Raw genomic sequence first — 3,893 nt, forward strand, 5'->3', positions numbered from 1 at the left:
AGTTCGTTGCCTTCGCGGAGCACCTCGGTATCCGGCAGGCCGCCGGTCGCAACGATAACCACGTCTGGCTCGAAGGCTTGCACAGTGTCGGCTTCGGCCCAGGTATTGAAGTGAAACTTCACCCCCAGCCGTTCGCATTGCGCCATTCGCCAATCTATGATGCTGATCATCTCGCGACGACGCTCGCTCAGCGCAGTCAGACGAATCTGCCCACCGGGTTGGTCAGCCGCTTCAAGCACCGTCACGTCATGGCCGCGCTCACCGGCGACCCGCGCCGCTTCCAGCCCGGCAGGGCCGGTACCGACCACCAGCACCTTGCGCTTGACGGCGGCTTTGGGAATGTCATGCGGCATGGTGGTTTCCCGCCCCGTCGCTGCGTTGTGGATGCAGTAGGCCGCGCCACCCTGGTAGATGCGATCCAGGCAATAGTTGGCGCCCACGCACGGGCGAATGTCTTCTTCGCGCTTCTCGATGATTTTGCGCACGATGTGCGGATCGGTCATGTGCGCGCGGGTCATGCCCACCATGTCCACTTTGCCCGAGGCGATCGCGTAGCGCGCGGTGGCGACATCGGGAATCTTCGCAGCGTGGAAGGTTGGAAAGCCTGTCGACGAGCGGATCTCGCCAGCGAAGTCGAGATGGGGCGAGTTGCGCATACCTTGAATCGGGATGACATCGGTCAGCCCTGCATCCGTATCGATGTGACCGCGCACGACGTTCAGGAAGTCGACCAGTCCGCTGTCCTTGAGCATGTGAGAAACCTGCATGCCCTCACTGGCAGTGAAGCCGCCGGGTAATTCTTCATCACCGGTGTAACGAACTCCCAGCAGAAAATCTTCACCTACCCGCTGGCGGATGCCACGCAGGATGTCGAAGGTAAAGCGCATGCGGTTTTCCAGCGAGCCACCGTAAGGGCCGTCGAGGTCATTGGTCAACGGCGACCAGAACTGATCCATCAAATGCCCGTAGGCCTGAAGCTCCAGACCATCGAGACCCGCCGCCTTCATGCGCTCCGCGGCGTCTACATAGTCCTTGATGATCCGCTCGATGTCCCATTCCTCCATTTTCTTCGGGAAAGAGCGGTGCGATGCCTCGCGGCGGTGTGACGGCGACACCACCGGCAACCAATCGGCCTTGTCCCAGCGGGTACGGCGGCCCAGGTGGGTCAATTGGATCATCACTGCCGCGCCATGTTCGTGGCATTCATCGGTCAGGTCCTTCAACCATCCGACCACTTCGTCCTTGTAGGCCAGCACATTGTTGAACACCGGCGGGCTGTCTCGGGATACGGCAGCGGAACCGGCGGTCATGGTCAGGGCGACACCGGCTTTGGCGCGCTCCACGTGGTAGGCGCGATAGAGATCCTTGGGCATGCCGTCCACAGGGTAGGCCGGTTCATGGGAGGTGGTCATGATCCGGTTTCTGAGGGTCAGATTCTTGATTTTATAGGGTTGCAGCAAGGGATCGCTGGACATCGTGGTGCGCTCCAAAGTGGGCTTGATCAGTCTCGGTGACTTGAAATTAGGATAAATGTACACCTGTGTCAATGTCTGATGACACAGGTGTACATTTTGCTTGCGTGCCAAAAAAACCAGGATTAACATCCGCCCAAACAAGGACGAATGTGGCTCGTCCGCGTCCGTCATCCATTTAGAAAGGAGAGAAGCGTGACTGAGTTATTTGATATTCGTTTGGCCAGCAAACAAACTGCCTTCACTGAAATACCGGTCATAGATATTTCGCCACTCATAAACGGCGAAAATCCGCTGCGGGTGGCAAGCCAGATAGGCGAAGCGTGCGAAAAGGTGGGTTTTTTTTATATAAAAAACCATGGCGTTTCGCAGCAACTGATAGACGAGATGTACAGGCTCACCAAACTTTTTTTCAAGCTTCCATCCGAAGAGAAGAACACACTTAACATCGTGAACTCCGGGCTTACGCTACGTGGTTACATCCCGATGTATGCGGAAAACGTAGATCCTGCTAATACGCGCGACTTCAAAGAGTGCTTTGATTACGGCGCCCATTACGACGAAGTTTCTCCGTTTTTTGGCCCTAATCAAATGCCGTCCGGACTGCCGCAATTCGAAACGGTTGCCGAGGCTTATCATTCCTCTGTATTGGCGCTCTCGCGAATGCTTATTGGCGGGATCGCGCTGAGTTTGGGTTTACCACAAGATTACTTTGAACATCTTCAGCGTAAGCCCATCACGATTCAGCGGATTTTGCGTTACCCGCCCCAGATCGGAAGGGTTTCCCAAGAGGAGATCGGTATTGGGGCACACACGGACTATGGTTTCTTGACGGTCCTATCCCAAGATGCAGTTGGCGGTTTGCAAGTCAGGAACCGTGCAGGGGAGTGGGTTACTGCCCCACCAGTTGAAGGCACTTTTATCGTCAACATTGGTGATCTGGTTCAAACCCTCACCAACGATCGCTACACCTCGACAATGCATCGCGTCATAAATACTAGCGGTCTAGAGCGCTATTCAATACCTTTCTTTATTGATTTGGATTTCGATGCGGTTGTTGAGCCCGTGCCAACCTGCGTGAGTGAGGCTCTACCCGCAAAGTATGAAGCGTACACTTGTGGCAAACACAAATTTAAGCGTTTCGTTGATAGCTATGCGCATCTGAAAGGCGAATAGGGAGTTTTCAATGTGCATCCTATACATGGCCGACCCCGCCGATGCGCAGAAATGGCGAGCTTGCCTGTCAACGCTCGCCCCTCAACTAGAGTTCCGCCAATGGCCTGATATCGGTAACCCGGCAGAGGTGCACTACATCCTGGCTTGGGAGCCTCTTGCCGACATTGCGGAGCAGTTTGGTAATCTTCGACTCCTCTACGCTGCCGGGGCCGGAGTTGACCAGTTCGATCTGGCCCGTTTGCCTGCTCACGTGTCGCTAATCAGGCTGGTAGAAAGCTCGATGGCTGACATCATGGCCGAGTATGTTCTGTTTGGTGTTCTTGCCTTGCATCGAGACATCCTCGCTTACCAAGAGGATCAGCGCAGTGGTCGCTGGCATCCTCGACCAATCGTGCACGCTTCACAGCGGCGTGTTGGTGTCATGGGGGTTGGCAATCTCGGACGTGCCGCGCTTGATCGCCTTCAGCCATTGGGATTTCAGCTCAGTGGCTGGAATCGTTCTTTGAAGGAGGTGCCAGGTGGTCGCTGTTACGTCGGCCCGGACGAACTGGAGGCGTTTTTAGGGCAGTGCGACATCCTTGTGAACATGTTGCCACTGACTCCCGAAACAGACGGGATACTCAATGCGGMGAAGCTCGATTGTCTACCTCATGGAGCTGGACTGATTAACGTGGGACGCGGCGCCCACGTTATAGAAAAGGCTTTGCTTTGTGCATTGGATGAAGGCCGTCTGGGAGGTGCCGTACTGGATGTACTGGTACAAGAGCCTCCCTCTCAAGACAACCCACTCTGGAAACACCCTCGAGTGCTCCTGACTCCTCATATTGCAAGCGATGTGCAGATTGAAGGTGGTGTGGCGGTGATTGTTGAGAATCTGCGAAGAGAGGGTGAGGGAATGCCTCTGTTGAATGTGGTTGACCGGTCTAAAGGCTATTAGATTTTCCGCCTGCGACAGCACCATGCTGATAGCGGCCTGACTGGCGCAGGCCAAATCTGCCAACGTTTGTTCTAAAGGAAATTTTGAGCGTCGTGATCAATGGCGCCTTTTCCTGCGGCGAGGGTAGGGGAGAGAGTTGCAGGTGTTGGCGATAACGCACGAGATAGCGCTCAATATATTCATCCCGGACACTGATCTGACCAGTCTCTTTGCGCACCCGATATGCGTTTGTAGGAAAACCCGGAGAGGTGACAACTGATACCGGAGGATACAGTTATCCAGTTCGGGCCTTGAATCAACCAGAATAC

3 protein-coding genes are annotated in these 3,893 nt (G+C 55.1%); 2 read left to right on the top strand and 1 reads right to left on the bottom strand.

All coding sequences use genetic code 11. The features are described 5' to 3' along the window. Positions 1–1,475 (bottom strand): oxidoreductase (locus ACXRVY_RS19545; RefSeq protein ID WP_458238028.1); only part of this gene is annotated, 1,475 nt, incomplete at its 3' end. A gap of 192 nt (positions 1,476–1,667) precedes the next feature. Between ACXRVY_RS19545 and ACXRVY_RS19550 the strand changes: the two genes are divergently transcribed. Together ACXRVY_RS19550 and ACXRVY_RS19555 are read left to right on the top strand one after the other, a co-directional pair. Beyond that, a complete protein-coding gene (locus ACXRVY_RS19550; RefSeq protein ID WP_457265846.1) occupies positions 1,668–2,648 on the top strand; it encodes an isopenicillin N synthase family dioxygenase in 981 nt (326 codons plus the stop codon). Between the two features lie 25 nt (positions 2,649–2,673). Then, entirely contained in the window at positions 2,674–3,585 is a 912-nt protein-coding gene (locus ACXRVY_RS19555) for a 2-hydroxyacid dehydrogenase (RefSeq protein ID WP_458238029.1), read from the top strand. Positions 3,586–3,893: the final 308 nt, after the last annotated feature.

The sequence above is a fragment of the Pseudomonas sp. P5_A2_2 genome, from assembly GCF_054177685.1.